We start from the raw sequence: 16,879 nt of genomic DNA on the forward strand, positions 1-16,879 counted from the left end.
GCATCCAGCCCTCGGTGGTCGCCGAGATCGAGAACACCATCGTCGAACTCAGTCGCGGCGGAAACCTCGGTGTCCTGCTCGTCGAACAGCACATCGGCTTCGCCCTCGACAACGCGCGCCACTACTACGTGCTCGAATCCGGGCGCGTCACCTCCACCGGAGAGGGTGGCGCGGACGCCGCGACAACCGTCCGCGCGGCGATGGCGATCTGATGCGTCCCGGCGTCACCCGGCGGGAACAGGTCTACCGGGCCTTGCGCACCGACCTGATGTCCGGCGACCTCACCCCCGACGAACGCCTCAGTGAGGAACGGCTCGCCGAGCACTACGGGGTGTCGCGCACCCCGGTGCGCGAGGCGCTGGCTCGGCTCGTGTCCGACGGTCTCGTCGAACGTCGCGAGTACGGGTTGTTTCCGTATCGCCCGCGCCTCGAAGATCTCGCGGGCCTCTACGAACTCCGGATCACCCTGGAACTTCGCGGAATCCGGCGCGCACAGGACGACGACTCCATCCGGCACGACCCCGACATTCTCGGTCCCGAACTCGACCGCTGGTACGGCATCCGCCGAAATCTTCCGGAACCCGACGCAGGATTTGTGACCCTCGACGAGCAATTCCATCTCACGATGCTGGCGGCGTCCGGAAACCGTGCGCTGTGCGACGCACTTGCCGTGGTCAATCAGAAAGTGCGGCCGGTGCGCATGTTCGACTACCTCACCCCGGACCGGATCTCCGACACGGTCGACGAGCACATCGCCGTCGCGGAACTCGTCCTGGACAACAGACTCGACGACGCGCACCGCATGCTCCTCGAACACATCGGCACCTCCCGGACCGTAGTCGTACGGCGCTCGGAGGAAGCCCTGAACGTGGCGCGGCTTGCCCGGGCGGTCCGTGAGTGATCGTGCGACACTGGCGGGTATGACGCCCCGCATCCGGCCCGGACGTTTCAGGGAACTCGGTCCTCTCAACTGGGCCGCATGGAAAGCGCTCTCCGCGGCGGCGGGGACCACCGACGCCCATCTGTTCAGCACGCTCGGACGGACGGGGCGGTTGTTCCGGGGATGGCTGCACTATTCCGGCATGTTGATGCCCTTCGGCAGGCTCGGCCGCTTCGAGGGCGAGATGATCATCCTGCGGGTCGCGCACTTGCGGGGCAGCGCATACGAGACCGACCATCACACCCGGCTGGGCCGGCGCGCCGGCATCACCGACGACCTCCGTGCGCGCATCGTCGCCGGGCCGGACGCCGAGGGCTGGAGCCCCCGTCACCGCGCGATCCTCGGCGCCGTCGACGAACTGGTCGCGACGAAAGATCTCTCGGACGAGACGTGGTCGACGCTCGCGGATCACCTCGACGATCGAAAGCTCATCGAATTCTGCTTGCTGGTCACCCAATACGACGGTCTGGCCACCACGATCGGCACTCTCCGCCTCGAACGCGACTTCGGTTAGTCACCGGCACCTGCTCACACGGTGAACGTGAGCATCCTCTAACCCGGCCGTAACACGGCGTCACAACGGTGTCATCGCAGGTCAATAGCGTATACAGCTATGTCGACAGAAACGGACACAGGGACACCGGAGCCGCTGCGGCTCCAGGTCTACCGCCAGTTGCGTGACGATGTGATGAACGGGTCGGTCCGTGTCGGCGACCGTATGACGGAGCCGAAACTCGCTGCACGGTTCGGTATCTCACGCACTCCGGTACGCGAAGCACTCGCGATGCTCGTCTCCGACGGTCTGATTCGCAGAGAAGACTACGGATTCTCACCCCAGCCGCCGAGCATTCCGCGCATCCGGAATCTGTACGAACTGCGAATCACCCTGGAATTGCAGGGCATCACCCGCGCACTCGACGATCCGGCCGTGCGGCACGACCGGACGGCACTCGAATCCGAACGTACGCGGTGGCGGGCACTTGCCGACGACCCGCCGGCGCAGGAACCGGGCTTCGTCGTCGCCGACGAGGAGTTCCATGTAGCGCTGCTGGCGTCGTCCGGGAACACCGAACTCGTGAGCGCGCTCGAGTCCGTCAACTCCCGGATTCGCCATGTACGGATGTACGACTTCATGGTCAACAGCCGCATCGAAACGTCGATCGCAGAGCATCTCGGCATCCTCGACGCCGTCCTCGACGACGACCTTCCTACCGCTCGCACCCTGCTCCACCGCCATATCGGCGAATCTCTCTCCGTTGTTCTCGACAGGGTGACCCGCGCGGTCACCGCGATGTCGCTGGCCGACTGACAGCGCTGCCGTCCCGCCCCTATCCGAGGAGCTCGCCTTGACCTACGCCTTCGATACCCTGCTCGTCGCCAACCGCGGCGAGATCGCCTGTCGCATCATGCGTTCGGCTCATCTGCTCGGCCTCAAGACCGTCGCCGTGTACTCCGATGCCGACGCCTCTGCCGCACACGTCGAACTCGCCGACGTGGCCGTGCGACTCGGCCCGGCCCCCGCAGCCGAGTCGTATCTGCGCGCCGATCTGGTGATCGAGGCCGCCCAGGCGACCGGCGCCGGGGCGATCCATCCGGGCTACGGATTCCTCTCCGAGAACGCCGATTTCGCTGCCGCGTGCGAGGCGGCGGGTATCGCGTTCGTCGGGCCGACTCCCGAGCAGTTACGCGTGTTCGGTGACAAACACACCGCGCGAGAGGCCGCGCGCGCCGTGGGAGTTCCGCTCGTGGCGGGCAGCGGACTACTCGGCTCGCTCGACGACGCCCTCGTCGCGGCCGAGGAAATCGGGTATCCGGTCATGCTCAAAGCAGTCGGTGGCGGTGGGGGCATCGGCATGCAGGCGTGCTTCGGTCCCGACGATCTCCGCTCCGCATACGAACGGGTGCTGCGCCTCGCGTCGGCCAATTTCTCCTCGTCCGGTGTGTTCCTCGAACGATTCGTGGCACATGCGCGACACATCGAAGTGCAGGTGTTCGGCGACGGGCACGGCCGCACTCTCAGTCTCGGCACCCGCGACTGCTCCCTGCAGCGCCGCAACCAGAAGGTCGTCGAGGAAGCACCCGCTCCGAACCTGCCCGACGAGATCGTCGAACAGTTGCTGTCGTCTTCCCGCGCGCTCGCGGACTCCGTGCACTATCGGTCTGCGGGAACGGTGGAGTTCGTCTACGACATCGACCGAGGTGAGGCATCCTTCCTCGAAATGAACACCCGGCTCCAGGTGGAACATCCTGTGACCGAAGAGGTCACAGGCGTCGACCTCGTCGAATGGATGCTCCGGCTCGCGCGCGGTGAGACCGACATGCTCGACGCGCTGCCCGACACCGGACCCGCGATCAGCGGCCACGCAGTGGAAGCGCGGGTGTACGCCGAGGACCCCGGACACGACTACCGGCCGAGCGCGGGCCTGCTCACCCAGGTGGAGTTCCCCGCACACACCCGGATCGAGACGTGGGTGGACACCGGGACCGAGGTCAGCTCGTTCTACGACCCGATGCTCGCCAAGGTGATCGTGCACGGCGAGTCCCGCCGCACCGCCTTCGCGGCATTGGCCGACGCGCTCGACGACACCCATCTCTACGGCGTCCAGACGAACCTGCCCCAGCTTCGCCGTATCTGCACTGCCCCTCCGGTTCTGGCCGCCGAGCACGCCACCTCCACCCTGGCGGGACTGCGCGCGACCGGGCACCGTATCGACGTGGTGCGGGCGGGCACGATGACCACCGTCCAGGACTTTCCCGGCCGTACCGGGTTGTGGGAGGTGGGAATCCCGCCGTCCGGGCCGATGGACGACCTGTCGTTGCGTGCGGCGAACGTGGCCGTCGGAAATCCCGAGGGCGCTCCCGGACTCGAATGCACGCTGCAGGGCCCGCGCCTCGAGTTCTCCGACGCCACGTTCGTGTGTGTCACCGGCGCCCCGGCCGAGGTGACGCTGGACGGCGAGCCGGTACCGATGTGGGAGCCGATCGAGGTTCCCGCCGGTGCGGTGCTCGACGTGGGTGCCCCCGCCGACACCGGCCTGCGCACCTACGTCGCCGTGCGCGGTGGCCTCGACGTACCGCTGTACCACGGCAGCGCGTCGACCTTCACGCTCGGCGGCTTCGGTGGCGTCACCGGGCGCGCCGTGGCCACCGGCGATGTCCTGGGCGTCGCCGACACCGCCACCGACCGCGAGCCCGCTCCCGTGCCGGCCGAGGGGCGGCCGGAGTTCACGCACACCTGGCACCTCGCGGTCGCCGAAGGTCCGCAACCGGCACCCGACTACTTCACCCCCGAAGACATCAGCCAGTTCTACGACACCACCTGGACGGTGCAGAGCCACGCCAACCGGACCGGTATCCGGCTCGACGGCCCGAAACCCACCTGGTCTCGCACCGATGGTGGCGACGCCGGTCTTCACCCGTCGAACCTGCACGACAATCCGTACAGCGTCGGCGCTCTCAACGTCTCGGGTGACACCCCGATCCTGCTCGGTCCCGACGGCCCCAGCCTCGGCGGGTTCGCGTGCCCGCTCACCGTCGTGTCCGGTCACCGCTGGAAGCTGGGACAGATCCGGCCGGGTGACTCGTTGCGGTTCGTCCCGGTGACCGACGCCGGTGCGGCCGCCTTGCGCACCGCCACCGTCCGCGGAGCGGACCTTCCGCCGGTGGAACGGCAGACCACGTCCGACGGCGGCCGACTGGGCCGGACGGAGGCCGTCCTCGACCGTCCCGAGGCCGTCTATCTGCGCGGCGGCGACGACAACATCCTCGTCGAGTACGGGGACATGGTGCTCGACCTGGGGTTGCGCATGCGCGTGCACGCACTCTCCGAGGCTCTCGCAGCGACAGGTCTTCCGGGAATCGTGGACGTGACGCCCGGCGTGCGGTCGCTGCACATCCACTTCGATCCTGATGTGCTGCCGGCCTACCGCCTACTCGGTGTGCTGCAGGATCTCGAGACCGAACTCCCCGCGACACGCGACCTCGTGGTTCCGAGCCGCACCGTGCGTCTTCCGCTCTCGTTCGACGACCCGTCGATCTCCGAGGCGATCTCCCGGTACCGGAGCGGTGTCCGCGACGAGGCGCCCTGGCTGCCGTCGAACATCGAATTCATCCGGCGCATCAACGGATTGGAGTCCGTCGACCAGGTGCGTGACGCCGTCTTCGACGCCGAGTATCTCGTCCTCGGACTCGGCGACGTGTATCTCGGTGCTCCCCTTGCGGTTCCCCTCGATCCCCGGCACCGCCTCGTGACCACCAAGTACAACCCGGCGCGCACCTGGACCCCGTCCGACGCCGTCGGTATCGGTGGCAAATATCTGTGTGTCTACGGCATGGAGTCGCCGGGCGGGTACCAGTTGGTCGGCCGGACCGTCCCCATCTGGTCCGGCTACCGGCAGACCGGGCCGTTCGAACAGGGCAAGCCGTGGCTGTTCCGGTTCTTCGACCGCATCGTCTGGGAGCCGGTGACACCGGAGCAGTTGCTCGAGTACCGGGCCGCGTCGAAGGCCGGCCGGTTCGACGCCGACGTCTCGGACGGCACGTTCGTTCTCGCCGACCATCTCCGATTCCTCGAAGACAATGCCGAGTCGATCGCAGCGTTCGACGAGAAACAATCCGTGGCGTTCGAAGTCGAGAAGCGCGCGTGGCACGCCGCCGGTGAGTTCGACCGCGTCGATGCCGAACCCGTCGAGGTGTCCGCACCCGTCGACCCCCTCGCCGGAATGCCTGCGGGCGCGACGGTCGTGGAGGCACCGATGGTCGGCAACGTCTGGCGGGTCGAGGTGACCGAAGGTGACCACGTGGCCTCCGGTACCACCGCAGTTATTCTCGAAGCGATGAAGCTCGAGATGCCCGTCCTCACCGACGCGGCGGGAACAGTTCTGAAAGTCCTCGTGGAACCCGGTAGCAAAGTGGCGCCCGGTACCCCACTCCTCGTGATCGGAGCAGCAGCATGACCGTGAGTACCGGCAGCGCAACGAACGACAGTGCGGCGCTCGCCCCGGGCAGCGCGATCACCGCCACCGAACGAGCCCGGAATGCATTGCGCCGCATCGAGGAAGTGGATCGGCCCGAGGTGTGGATCACCCTCCGCGACACCACCGGCATTCTCGCCGACGCCGCAGCGGTCGACGCACGCGTCGCCGCGGGTGAGAGCCTGCCCCTCGCGGGGCTGCTCGTGGCCGTGAAGGACAACGTGGACGTCGCGGGGATACCCACGACCTCGGGGTGCCCCGAATTCGCCTACACCCCCGAGACCACCGCCACCGGCGTCGCGCGACTCGTCGAGGCCGGTGCCGTGGTGCTCGGCAAGACGAACCTCGACCAGTTCGCGACCGGGCTGGTGGGTTCCCGCAGTCCGTACGGTGCCGTGCGGAGTGCGTGGGACCCGGAGCGCGTCTCGGGCGGATCCAGTTCGGGTTCGGCCGTCGCGGTGGGCCTGGGCATTGCCGACATCGGGATCGGCACGGACACAGCCGGATCCGGAAGGGTGCCCGCAGCGTTGAACGGCATCGTCGGCATCAAAGCCACGCTCGGTGTCATCCCGACGTACGGAGTCGTTCCTGCCTGTATCGATTACGACTGCTTGACCGTCCTCGCGCGAGACCTCGATCTCGCCACAGCCGCGGCGGCGGTGATGGCGGGCCCGGACCCTCGCGATGCACGCAGCCGTTCCTGGCCCGCCGACGTCCGACTGGCCGCGTCGTCGGCGATTCGCCTGGCCGTGCCGCGGCCGGAGGACCTCGACGCACTGTGCGACGAGTATCGCGAAGCGTTCGCCCTCACGGTGGTCGCGGCCCAGCAGCGCGGAATCGACGTCGACGAGGTGGACATCTCCCCTCTGCTCGACGCGGCAACTCTGCTCTACGACGGCGCGGTGGTCGCCGAGCGCTACGCCGCGGTGGGCGAGTTCCTCTCCGCCGCGCGGACCGGTGCGGACCCGACGGTCGCCGCTATCGTCGCCGGCGCGAGAAAGCCTGCCGCGCACGAACTCGTCGCGGACCTCGACACCCTCACCCGCACGAAGGCTCAGGCGGTGCGTCTCCTCGACGGGTTCGACGGACTGCTACTGCCCACGACGACCGAACATCCGACTATCGCTGCGGTACAGGCGGATCCACTCGGCATCAACCGCCGCATGGGGACGTACACGAATTTCTGCAACCTGCTGGATATGGCAGCGGTGGCGGTGCCCGGACAACCCACGGCCGCGGGCAACCCGTTCGGCGTCATGGTGGTCGTACCGGCGTTCCACGATCAGATCGGGATCGACGTCGCGGCGGCACTGACGGGCGGCACGGCTCCGCTCTTCGTGGATTCCGGCGTGGACCTCGCCGTGTTCGGAGCACACCTGCGTGGGCAACCGCTCCACTTCCAGCTCGAGAATCTCGGAGCGCGCTTCACGGAAGAGATCCGTACGTCCGATGCGTATCGCCTGATGGCACTGGACACCACACCGCCGAAGCCCGGCTTGGTGCGCCACGGTGCCGGAGCAGGGGCCTCGATCGCGGGCGAACTGTTCCGCATCTCCGAAGCGGGACTGGGCCGTTTTCTGGCGGCCCTGCCCGCCCCGATGACGCTGACGAGTGTGGAACTGTCGGACGGTCGCGCCGTCGTCGGGTTCGGGTGCACGCACGACGCAGCCGCCGACGCGGTGGACATCACCGAGTTCGGCGGCTGGGTCGCCTACCGCCAGTCGGGGCGGTAGAAGACGGAAGGGTCAGCGGGGCGGCGGATCGACGGCGACGCCGCCGCCCTCGTGCTCCGGGCCTGCGGCGGGGTGGTCCGACGGCATCCGCCGACGGAAACGGGCCGCCTCGCTCGGGGCGGCTTCTCCCGTCGGATCAGCGGAACTGCGGTAGGGGCCGGGCTTCGGGCGTGCCTTGCCGCCGGGGAACGCGAGACGTGCGATGGTGCGGTGCACCATCCACCACTGCTGCCCGAACCGCCCGGTGTTGTACGGCAGGTCGTAGCGCTCACAGATGTCCTTGATCTTGGGCGCCACCTCGGAGTACCGGGTGCTCGGCATGTCGGGGAACAGGTGATGTTCCACCTGATAGCCGAGGTTGCCGCTGATGACGTGGAACAGCGGACTTCCCTCGATGTTCGCCGAACCCACGAGCTGGCGGACATACCAGCCGCCGCGCGACTCGTTCTCGACTTCCTTCTTGGAGAACGTGTACGTCTGGTCCGGGAAATGGCCGCAGAAGATGATGGCGTGGGCCCACACGTTGCGGATGATGTTCGCGGTGACGTCCGCGGCCAGGGTCGACAGGAACGTCTTCTCGACGCCGGGCAGCCACCGGTCGGCGATGTCGGCGCCGGCGCCCCACCTACCGGATCGGCGTAGCCATCCGCCCACGCGGGACGTCTTCGGCTGCGGCAGCTTTCCGCGCATCGCGACCTGCGCCAGACCGAACACCGCGGCGCTGACGAGCGGCCACCCCACATAGTCCTTCACGAATTGGGCCTTCGCCTTTCCGGCGATGCCCTTGAGCTCTTCGAGTACCTGCGTGGGCGACTTCTCGCCCGCCCAGAGCGCCTCGAGATCCAGGTCGTGCAGGGCGACGCCCCATTCGAACAGCACGGTGAGCAGGGCGTTGTAGAACGGTTGGGCGAGGTAGACCGGTTGCCACCGCTGTTTCGGGTCGATCCGCATGATCTCGTATCCGAGATCCTTGTCCAGGCCCCGAATGTTGGTGTACGTGTGATGGACGTAGTTGTGCGAGTGCTTCCACGCTTCAGCCGTGGACGCGGTGTCCCAGTCCCACACGGAGGAGTGGATGTCCGGGTCGTTCATCCAGTCCCACTGGCCGTGCATGACGTTGTGTCCGATTTCCATGTTCTCGAGGATCTTCGCCATCCCGAGGCATGCCGTCCCGGCCACCCAGGCGGGCTTCGACGAGGACGCGAACAAAATGACTCTGCCGGCCACGACGAGCTGGCGCTGCGCTGCGATGACGGACTTGATGTACTTGCGGTCCTTCTCGCCGAGGCTTGCGTACACCTCGTCGTGGATCGCATCGAATTCTTCGGCCAGACGATCGAGTGTCTCTGCGCTCAGATGAGCGAGCGGGCTATCCACTTCCGGAGACGCGGGTGCGGTCGCCTCTTCGGTGTTCGTCATACGTGCCCCATTCGTCGGGAGCTGTCGCCGCTCACAGCTCTATTTCGATGTCACCCTCCGCGGTGTGGATGCAGGTACGCACCGAAGCCCCGGTGGGTTCGCTCACCTCGTCGGTTCGCAGGTCCCGGAGTTGCCCGGAATGCAACGTGCCCACGCAGGTGTGGCAGATACCGATACGGCAGCCGTACGGCAACTTGAGGCCGGCGTTCTCGCCCGCGACCAGGATCGGGGTTCCCCCGTCGCACTCGACGTCCTGTTCGCTGTCGAGGAAGTGGATGGTGCCGCCCTCGCCGCTTCCCGCATTCCCCCCGATAACGGGCTGGAAACGTTCGAGGTGGAATCTTTGCGAGTCGGCCTGGTCGTTCCAATGTTCCTCGAGCACGTCGAGCAGCTCACGCGGCCCGGAGACGAACGTTTCCCGTGCGCGCCAGTCCGGGCACACGTCGTCCAGGTCACCGGGTGTGATCCGTCCCCGCTCGCCACTGATCCAGACCTCCAGGCACAGACCCGGATGGCGGGCGTCGAGGTCGCGCAGTTCCGAGGAGAAGATCACGTCGTCGGGGGCCGACGCAGAGTGCACCACCACGACGTCGCGGAGCAGGTTCCGGTGATCGAGGCTGCGCAGCATGCTCATGATGGGCGTGATGCCGCTGCCCGCGCTGATGAACAGCAGCTGGGCCGGGACCGGATCGGGGAGGGTGAAGACACCTTCCACCTCGCCGAGGCGCACGATCTCGCCCGGGGCGATCTTCCGTACGAGGTAGGGCGACACGACCCCGCCCTCGACGACTTTCGGCGTGACGCTGATGAGTCCGTCCCGGGGGTCCGGATCGGACGTCAGGGAGTAGGCCCGCCAGTGGTAGACGCCGTCGATGATGACTCCGAGCCGGACGTACTGGCCCGGTTCGTGCCCGGGCCACTCGTACGCGGGCCGGATGAGGACCGAGGCGGTGTCCTCGCTCTCCGGCACCACCCGCTCCACCCGTCCGCGGAGCTCACGGGTGGACCAAAGTGGGTTGATCATCTCGAGGTAGTGGTCCGGTTCGAGAGGTGTGAACAGTCGCCGCACCGCGTGCAACAGCCACTTGCGAACCGGGTGTACATGGGGCCGAGCTCCGCGTTCCGCCATTTCGTCACCTTAACGCGCGGTGCCGCCGGCTCTGCGACAAACCGGACGGCTCCGCCGCGTCGTCACCTGGAGATCACGGACATCACCGCGGGATCGTCGACATCACCGCAAGATCGTCAGCATCACTACCGAGTCGATATTCGCGTAGAGACGGTGCACGATGCCCGCGTCGACGTGAACGGCGGTGCCGGGCACCAGCGAGACGGTCTGTTCCTCGGTCCCGAAGGAGATGTCGCCGACGACCGTCTGCACCACGATGGGGAACATCGCCTGATGATCCGCCATCGTCTGCCCCGCGGTGAAGCTGATACGGATCACCGTGGCGCCCGTCCCCGACGCCAGTTTCTCGATGCGCGGGGTGTCGCCGGTCTGAGGGTTGAGGGTCGCGAGACCTTCGATGACGGTGAGCTTGCCGTCCTTACCGTTCGTTGTCGTCATGCCGCCTTCTTTCGTGCGATGACCTCGATCGCCACGAGGTTCTTCGTGTACTTCGTGAACGTGGAGCGTATCTGCAGCACCCGGGCGCGGGCATCCCTCGAAACGACGTCAGCCCGGGACGACGGTCGAGTCGCCCCGGGCTGAGCCGGTACATCCGAACGGGTCCGCCCGACCGGAAGGTTCCGAAAGATCAGAAGTTGATCATGTGCCCTGCGAGACCGTGAATGGCCTCCTGCAGCGCCTCGCTGAGCGTCGGGTGCGTGTGGACGTTGCGCGCCAGTTCGTTGACGGTCAGATCCCACTTCTGGGCGAGGGTCAGCTCGGGGAGCAGCTCCGAGACGTCGGGGCCGATGAGGTGGCCGCCGAGAAGTTCACCGTGGGTCTTGTCGGCGATGAGCTTGACGAAACCGGTGGGGTCGGCGAGTCCGTGCGCCTTGCCGTTCGCGGTGAACGGGAAGGTCGCGACCTTGACGTCGTAGCCTTCGTCCTTCGCCTGCTGCTCGGTGAGTCCGAAGGACGCGACCTGCGGCTGGCAGAACGTCGCGCGGGGCATCATCCGGTAATCGCCGAGCTCGAGGGTCTCGGCACCACCGATGGTCTCGGCAGCGACGACGGCCTGAGCCTCGGCGACGTGGGCGAGCTGGAGCTTTGCGGTGACGTCACCGATGGCGTAGATGCCGTCGACGTTGGTGCGCATCCGTTCGTCGATGGCGATGGCGCCGCGATCGGTGAGCTCGACTCCGGTCTTCTCGAGGCCGTAGCCTTCGACGCGCGGGGCGAATCCCACCGACTGCATGACCTTGTCGACGGTCATCGTCTCGACGTTGCCGGACTTGTTGTCCTTGATCTCGACGGTGACGTCCGAGCCGTTGTCGGAGATCTTCTGGACCGCGGCACCGGTCTTGATGGTGATGCCGAGCTTCTTGTAGGCCTTGGCAATCTCCTTGGAGACGTCCGCGTCCTCGTTGGGCAGTGCCCGGTCGAGGAACTCGACGATGGTGACGTCGACCCCGTAGTTCTTCAGGACGTAGCCGAACTCCATGCCGATGGCACCGGCACCGACGATGACGATCGATCCGGGAAGGTCGCGGGTGAGGATCTGCTCCTCGTACGTGACGACGTTCTCGCTGAGTTCGGTTCCCGGCAGGAGCTTGGTGACCGAACCCGTCGCAATGATGACGTTGTCGAAGGTCACCTGCTCGGTTCCGCCCTTGCTGAGCGAAACCTCGATGGTCTTGGCGTCGACGAACGAGCCCTTACCGTCGTACTCGGTGATCTTGTTCTTCTTCATCAGGAAGTGCACGCCCTTGACGCGACCGTCGGCTACCTTGCGGCTGCGGTCGTAGGCGGCACCGAAGTCGAAGGACACGTCTCCCGACATACCGAAGGTCTTGGCCTCTTTGGTGAAGAGATGTGCCAGTTCGGCATTTCGGAGAAGTGCCTTCGAGGGGATGCAGCCGACGTTCAGGCAGACACCGCCCCAGTACTTCTGCTCGATGATGGCGGTGCTCAATCCCAGCTGTGCCGCGCGGATAGCAGCGACGTACCCACCGGGACCGGCTCCGAGGACAACGACGTCATAGTGTGAGGTCACAGCCATACAGGGTAGTCCTGCCCCATTCGGCTGTCTGCCGATGGTCCGGTTACCCACCGGTAGGTACGAAGCGGGCGCTTCAGCCCAGGATGCCGCGGTCGTACGCGGTCGCCACCGCCGCGGCGCGATCCGCCACCTCGAGCTTCCCGAAGATGTGGGTCAGATGCGTCTTGACCGTCGCCTCGCTGATGAACAGTTCCTGCGCGATCGCGCGGTTCGACGTGCCCTTCGCCACCAGGGTCAGTACCTCACGCTCCCGCGCGCTGAGCGTCCTCGATGCGGCCGGGGCGCGCACGCGCGACAGCAGTCGCGACGCCACCACCGGCGAGAGGACGGTGCGTCCCTCCGCGACAGCGCGCACCGCCGCGAACAGTTCGTCACGGGGCGTGTCCTTGAGCAGGTAGCCGATCGCTCCGGCCTCGATAGCCGAGAAGGCGTCGGCGTCGGTGTCGTATGTCGTGAGGACGAGTACGCGGCTCCGGACCTTGCGGGCGGTGAGTTCGGCGATCGCCTCGACTCCCCCGCCCCTCGGCATCCGTAGGTCCATCAGCACCACATCCGGATCCAGCGCCACAGTCACCACCACAGCCTCCGGTCCGGACGACGCCTCTCCTACGACCGCGAATTCGGTTGACGCGGCGAACATCCCACGCAGGCCGTCGCGGACGACCGGATGATCGTCGGCGATCAGCACTGTGATCGCGTCGGCGCTCATTCCGCTGCTCCCACCCGCACCAGCGGAACCCGCACCGAGACCGCCGTCCCGGCACCGCGCTCCGACTCGACAGTCACTTCGCCGGCAACGCGGGCCGCCCGGGACTGCATGCCCCTCAAGCCGAACCCGCGAACCGATCCTGCGGACGGATCGAAACCGCATCCGTCGTCTCGCACATCCACGCTCACCTCGTCTTCCATATACGAGACCGTGACACCGACACGTCCCGCCCCCGCATGCTTGCTCACGTTGGCGAGTGCCTCCTCGGTGATGCGCAGGAGCGTCGCGCCGATGTCGTCGTGCAACGGCTCGGCTGTGCCGGTCACGGTGAATACGGCGGCTACCCCGGAGTCCGCCTCCCACATCTTCACCACTCGGCCCAGCACCTCGTCGAGTGTGCCGTGCTCGAGCGCCTGCGGGAGCAGATTCTGCACGGAGCGACGGGCTTCGGACAGGCTACGGCGAGCAAGTGCCGCGGCCCGCTCCACATGCCCCCCGGCCACGACCGGGTCGACGGTGTTCTGCGCCGCCTGCAATTGCGTGACGATCCCCGTGAGACCCTGCGCCAGGGTGTCGTGGATCTCGGCGGCGAGACGTCGCCGCTCGTCGTCGATGCCGGCCTCCCGCGCGCGCAGCACGAGCTGCGCGTGGAGTGCCTCGTTTTCGGAGAGAGCCTGTTCCAGACGGTGATTCGTGCGTTCGAGTTCCGCGATCGCGTCGATCCGTTCCTGCGTCAGCGTCTCCTCTCGCGCACTGATTCGGAGCATCATCATCACGATCGAGGAGTTGATGACGAACAACGCACCGAACGCGATCCACATGGTGAGGCCCGACGGCGGGAGACCCCCGCTCTGGGATCCCGCCATCGTCACCGCTGTCGAGAGCAGCCCCACTCGCATCCAACGCTCGGGGAGCAACCGCTCTGCGTCGAAGTACCCGATGAAGGCGTAAAACGCGAAAAACGGATTGAGCCAGGTCAGGACGAACGCAAGAACAGTGCGCCCGGTGAAGTACACAGCGTCCTTGTCGCGACGCCACCACCAGCGCTCCCAGCACACTGCGGCGCCAACCAGCACCAGAGCCGAAACACGTTCTGCCGGCGTCATGAGCAGGTTCGCGGAGGCCAGGGACAGGATCGTCCCGACCGCGAGCAGCACCCACGGTCCCCACCTGTAGATACGCTCCCAGTACTCGTCTGTCGGGGGCGCTGCCATCGCGGTGTCCGTCGCCACGTTGTTCAGCATGACGGGTGCCGCCGTCGTTGCCAACGGAATGTCGTCGTTGCCAACGGAATGTCACTGCCGACCGGTGTCACTGCCGCGGACCGATCTCTACTGCCAGCGAAACCAGCGTGCCGCTGCGGCCGTCAATGCCACCGCCCACAACGCCACCACCATCAGGCCACCCGCACTGGGCCACTCCCCTCGGGCCGCCTGGTCGAGGATCTGCGAGGCCGCACCGAAGGGCGTCACCTCGACGATCCGCTGCAGCAGATCCGGCATGGTCTGGACCGGGAGCCACACCCCGGCACAGAACATCATCGGAAAGAAGACGATGGTGCCGATCGTCTGCGCGATCCGTGTGGTCCCCGAGACGGCGGCAATCGCAGCGCCCATGCTCAGCGCCGCCGCAAGCGTGAGGAGCACCGCCAGCGCGTAGCCCCACGGCTGCTCCGGGAATGCCACTCCGAACACACCACGGCCGACGAGCAGGGCGAGCACGACCGACCCGGCCACGGCCACGGCGTGAACCACGATCTGCGCCAGCAGAAGTGTCACCGGCCGGGCCGGGGTCACCGACAGCCGGCGCAGGATTCCGCGTTCGCGGTACGACGACAGCACAGCAGGCATCGTCTGGATACCCGCGACGATCATCGACAGCAACACCACGGTCGGAACGTAGAGATCGATCACCCGGCGTCCCCCGAGACTCGCGTCCGCCTCCCGGAAGGCAGGGATGAGGCCGAGAATCGTCAGCAGGACGACAGGGAAGGCGAGGATCCAGAACATCGCGCCGGGTTCGCGGACGAACAGGCGCGCTTCGGTGCGCACTACCGCGGTCACGGGATTCGTATCGGTCGTCGTCATGGCCGTTTCTCCGGGGTCGTGATATCGAGGAATGCGTCGTCGAGCGTGGCTTCCGTGATGCGGAGCCGTCGAGCGGAGATGCCGTCGCGGGCGAGGAGCGCGAGCACCGCATCGACCGAGTCGTCGTTGCCTTCCACGACCAGCCGGTCGTGGTCGTGACGCACTGCCAGGACTCCGGGCAATGCCGTCAGGGCGTCCGGATCGAGCGGAGCCGACGGGCGGAACGAGACGACGACCGCTGTCGAGGTGCGGGCGATGAGTTCCGAGGGCGTGCCCAGCGCCTTGATCCTGCCGGTATCGAATACCGCGACCCGGTCGCACAACCGCTGCGCCTCTTCCATGAAATGGGTGACCAGCAGCACCGTGACCCCCGAGTCCCGGATCTCTTCGATCAGCGACCATGTCTCGCGGCGGCCACGCGGATCCAAGCCCGTGGTGAGTTCGTCCAGCACTACCACCCGCGGCGATCCGATCAGCGCGAGCGCGATGAAGAGGCGCTGTTGCTGTCCCCCCGACAACTTCGCGAACCGGGTGTCGAGCACGTGCTCGAGGCCGAGCCGTTCGGCCAGCGCCGTCCCGTCCGCGGGACGCGGGTAGAACGATGCGTAGAGGTCGAGAGCCTCCTGCACGGTCAGCTTCGGCTGGAGTTCGCTCTGCTGTAGCTGAGCCCCGAGCAGTTCCGTCAGCACGCGGCGGTCGGCGACCGGGTCGAGCCCGGCGACGCGTACGGTCCCTTCGTCCGGTGCCCGCAAGCCGGAAACGCATTCGGCCGTGGTGGTCTTCCCAGCCCCGTTGGAGCCGAGAATTCCGAATATCTCTCCTTCTCGGACATCGAAACTCACGCCGTCGACGGCGGCGCGGTCGCCGTACCGTTTGTACAGGCCTTTCACTTCTACGATGGGCATGGTCCGAGCTTGCCCGGCGGGGGCGGGCCGCCACATCGCCCGACGGTCTCAGACGGCATCAACCGATCGGGGGATGCGGGTCAGTCGCCCGAGGTGCCGGGTCTGCGAGCGAAAGAGCGCATCCGGCGCAGGTATCCGGGTATCGACCGGAACGGCACGCGAACCGGCCAGTCGTCGGGCCGGAAGTATGCCTCGGTGCCACCGTCGACAACCACCACGCTGCCGGCCATGAAGTCGGCGGCCGGGGACACCATGAACTCGACCCACTGCGCGATCTGTTCGGCGTCGCCGAATCCGCCGAGCGGAACAGGGAAGCTCTCGACCGCCCTCTTCAACGGACTGTCGAGTTGTGCGTCGAGCAGTGGTGTGGAGATGGCACCCGGCGCGAGCACGTTGAGGCGGATGCCGGAGCCCGCCCATTCCGGCGTCACCGCTGTGCGGCGAACCCAGCGTGTCACCGCGATCTTGGACGCTGCGTAGGTGAACGGCGGCCCCGATTTGGCGATCCTGGTGGCCCGCGCGACGCCCTTGTCCATGTCGCCCGCGAGAAACGCCTTCACCGCAGAATTCGGTACGCCCGGCGTGGTCGTCGTGGAGTTGGAGCCGAAGACCACCACCTTGCTGTTTCCGGCCGCGGCGAGTGCCGGGCGCCAGCCCACGAGCAGATCGATCACACCTCGCACGTTGACCTGGGCGATGAGCGGTTCCCTGCCGGGAGTGGGGCCGAGGCCGGCGGCGAGAACCGCACCGTCGAGCGTGGCTCCGGCCCGATCGAGGGTGCCGCGGATGGCGTCGGACCGCCCCTGCGGAGTCGAGAGGTCGGCCACCACATCGGCGTCCCGGATGTCCACACCGATCACGGTGTGGCCTGCGGCGCGCAGTCTTTCCGCGCTCGCCCTGCCCATACCCGACGCTGATCCCGTTACTACGTATACGCCCATGACCG

Annotated in this window: 14 protein-coding genes and 1 pseudogene; 6 read left to right on the plus strand and 9 right to left on the minus strand. The window is 67.0% G+C overall.

Translation table 11 applies throughout. The features are described from left to right. From ACFWBU_RS18835 to atzF, 6 genes and pseudogenes are all read left to right on the plus strand, one after another. Positions 1 to 212: pseudogene (locus tag ACFWBU_RS18835) on the plus strand (ABC transporter ATP-binding protein); the annotation flags it as partial. After that, complete coding sequence (locus ACFWBU_RS18840) at positions 212 to 901, plus strand: GntR family transcriptional regulator (RefSeq protein ID WP_169619301.1); 690 nt, start codon at positions 212 to 214, stop codon at positions 899 to 901. The pseudogene ACFWBU_RS18835 and the gene ACFWBU_RS18840, both read left to right, overlap by 1 nt. Positions 902 to 920: 19 nt before the next feature. Beyond that, complete coding sequence (locus ACFWBU_RS18845) at positions 921 to 1,454, plus strand: carboxymuconolactone decarboxylase family protein (RefSeq protein WP_169619299.1); 534 nt, start codon at positions 921 to 923, stop codon at positions 1,452 to 1,454. A gap of 99 nt (positions 1,455 to 1,553) precedes the next feature. Continuing rightward, complete coding sequence (locus ACFWBU_RS18850; RefSeq protein ID WP_169619297.1) at positions 1,554 to 2,249, plus strand: GntR family transcriptional regulator; 696 nt, start codon at positions 1,554 to 1,556, stop codon at positions 2,247 to 2,249. A gap of 37 nt (positions 2,250 to 2,286) precedes the next feature. Beyond that, the gene (gene uca, locus ACFWBU_RS18855; protein ID WP_378528969.1) at positions 2,287 to 5,895 is read left to right on the plus strand and encodes an urea carboxylase; all 3,609 of its coding nucleotides are present in this window, start codon (positions 2,287 to 2,289) and stop codon (positions 5,893 to 5,895) included. Then, positions 5,892 to 7,646, plus strand: coding sequence for an allophanate hydrolase (gene atzF, locus ACFWBU_RS18860; protein WP_378528970.1), 1,755 nt, complete (start codon positions 5,892 to 5,894; stop codon positions 7,644 to 7,646). Before uca ends, atzF begins: the two co-directional genes overlap by 4 nt. A 12-nt stretch (positions 7,647 to 7,658) precedes the next feature. Here atzF and ACFWBU_RS18865 read toward each other — a convergent pair whose 3' ends face one another. From ACFWBU_RS18865 to ACFWBU_RS18905, 9 genes are all read right to left on the minus strand, one after another. After that, positions 7,659 to 9,065 (minus strand): acyl-CoA desaturase, encoded by a 1,407-nt coding sequence (locus tag ACFWBU_RS18865; RefSeq protein ID WP_296550304.1) that lies wholly within the window; start codon positions 9,063 to 9,065, stop codon positions 7,659 to 7,661. Positions 9,066 to 9,096: 31 nt separating this feature from the next. Continuing rightward, positions 9,097 to 10,194, minus strand: coding sequence for a ferredoxin reductase (locus ACFWBU_RS18870; RefSeq protein ID WP_378528971.1), 1,098 nt, complete (start codon positions 10,192 to 10,194; stop codon positions 9,097 to 9,099). 102 nt (positions 10,195 to 10,296) lie between these two features. Beyond that, positions 10,297 to 10,632 (minus strand): cupin, encoded by a 336-nt coding sequence (locus ACFWBU_RS18875; RefSeq protein ID WP_169619281.1) that lies wholly within the window; start codon positions 10,630 to 10,632, stop codon positions 10,297 to 10,299. A gap of 190 nt (positions 10,633 to 10,822) precedes the next feature. Beyond that, a complete protein-coding gene (lpdA, locus tag ACFWBU_RS18880; protein ID WP_169619279.1) occupies positions 10,823 to 12,226 on the minus strand; it encodes a dihydrolipoyl dehydrogenase in 1,404 nt (467 codons plus the stop codon). A 79-nt stretch (positions 12,227 to 12,305) separates the two neighbouring features. Next, entirely contained in the window at positions 12,306 to 12,941 is a 636-nt protein-coding gene (locus tag ACFWBU_RS18885) for a response regulator transcription factor (protein ID WP_169619277.1), read from the minus strand. Beyond that, positions 12,938 to 14,173: a sensor histidine kinase gene (locus ACFWBU_RS18890; RefSeq protein ID WP_346765031.1), complete on the minus strand. Its 1,236-nt coding sequence runs from the start codon at positions 14,171 to 14,173 to the stop codon at positions 12,938 to 12,940. The genes ACFWBU_RS18885 and ACFWBU_RS18890 overlap by 4 nt, the downstream gene beginning before the upstream one ends. A 99-nt stretch (positions 14,174 to 14,272) precedes the next feature. Beyond that, the gene (locus ACFWBU_RS18895) at positions 14,273 to 15,028 is read right to left on the minus strand and encodes an ABC transporter permease (RefSeq protein ID WP_169619273.1); all 756 of its coding nucleotides are present in this window, start codon (positions 15,026 to 15,028) and stop codon (positions 14,273 to 14,275) included. Next, on the minus strand, positions 15,025 to 15,933 hold the full coding sequence (locus tag ACFWBU_RS18900) for an ABC transporter ATP-binding protein (RefSeq protein ID WP_169619271.1): 909 nt from the start codon (positions 15,931 to 15,933) through the stop codon (positions 15,025 to 15,027). Before ACFWBU_RS18900 ends, ACFWBU_RS18895 begins: the two co-directional genes overlap by 4 nt. Before the next feature lie 80 nt (positions 15,934 to 16,013). After that, positions 16,014 to 16,874 (minus strand): SDR family oxidoreductase, encoded by an 861-nt coding sequence (locus ACFWBU_RS18905; protein ID WP_378528972.1) that lies wholly within the window; start codon positions 16,872 to 16,874, stop codon positions 16,014 to 16,016. Between the last annotated feature and the right edge of the window lie 5 nt (positions 16,875 to 16,879).

The sequence above is a fragment of the Rhodococcus sp. NPDC060084 genome, assembly GCF_042730335.1.
Lineage (GTDB): Bacteria > Actinomycetota > Actinomycetes > Mycobacteriales > Mycobacteriaceae > Rhodococcus.

Bases quoted from the DNA above. Each gene is read 5' to 3' on its own strand.
- ACFWBU_RS18840 (WP_169619301.1), top strand. From the start codon at position 212: ATGCGTCCCGGCGTCACCCGGCGGGAACAGGTCTACCGGGCCTTGCGC.
- ACFWBU_RS18845 (WP_169619299.1), top strand. From the start codon at position 921: ATGACGCCCCGCATCCGGCCCGGACGTTTCAGGGAACTCGGTCCTCTC.
- ACFWBU_RS18850 (WP_169619297.1), top strand. From the start codon at position 1,554: ATGTCGACAGAAACGGACACAGGGACACCGGAGCCGCTGCGGCTCCAG.
- atzF (WP_378528970.1), top strand. From the start codon at position 5,892: ATGACCGTGAGTACCGGCAGCGCAACGAACGACAGTGCGGCGCTCGCC.
- ACFWBU_RS18865 (WP_296550304.1), bottom strand. From the start codon at position 9,065: ATGACGAACACCGAAGAGGCGACCGCACCCGCGTCTCCGGAAGTGGAT.
- ACFWBU_RS18870 (WP_378528971.1), bottom strand. From the start codon at position 10,194: ATGGCGGAACGCGGAGCTCGGCCCCATGTACACCCGGTTCGCAAGTGG.
- ACFWBU_RS18875 (WP_169619281.1), bottom strand. From the start codon at position 10,632: ATGACGACAACGAACGGTAAGGACGGCAAGCTCACCGTCATCGAAGGT.
- ACFWBU_RS18885 (WP_169619277.1), bottom strand. From the start codon at position 12,941: ATGAGCGCCGACGCGATCACAGTGCTGATCGCCGACGATCATCCGGTC.
- ACFWBU_RS18895 (WP_169619273.1), bottom strand. From the start codon at position 15,028: ATGACGACGACCGATACGAATCCCGTGACCGCGGTAGTGCGCACCGAA.
- ACFWBU_RS18900 (WP_169619271.1), bottom strand. From the start codon at position 15,933: ATGCCCATCGTAGAAGTGAAAGGCCTGTACAAACGGTACGGCGACCGC.
- ACFWBU_RS18905 (WP_378528972.1), bottom strand. From the start codon at position 16,874: ATGGGCGTATACGTAGTAACGGGATCAGCGTCGGGTATGGGCAGGGCG.